The 214-nt window shown below is 57.5% G+C and carries 1 protein-coding gene; it reads left to right on the top strand.

Annotation, left to right across the window (positions count from 1 at the left end):
- The coding region (locus tag QN378_RS23440; RefSeq protein WP_323567509.1) for a DUF2931 family protein at positions 1–214 on the top strand (214 nt) is incomplete at both ends.

Genomic DNA, 214 nt, shown 5'->3' with positions numbered 1-214 from the left:
AAACCTATCAAGGCTGGATAGAAATACCGGAAGAAGCCCGTCAACTGATGCGCTACTCCATCGCTCGACGCTGTGCCAAATACCCTGAACGCCCAGCATCCTGGCACCCCAGCCTGACCCTGGGGCTTGCACCCGGCGGTATCGTACAAGTATGGGTGTGGGATGAGTGTTTACGCCGAGTCGCCTTCAACCGCGTACAAGTCGAAGTCGAGCC

The sequence above is a fragment of the Pseudomonas sp. 10S5 genome (genome assembly GCF_035019745.1).
GTDB lineage: Bacteria > Pseudomonadota > Gammaproteobacteria > Pseudomonadales > Pseudomonadaceae > Aquipseudomonas.
This window is presented reverse-complemented; position numbering and strand designations above follow the sequence as displayed.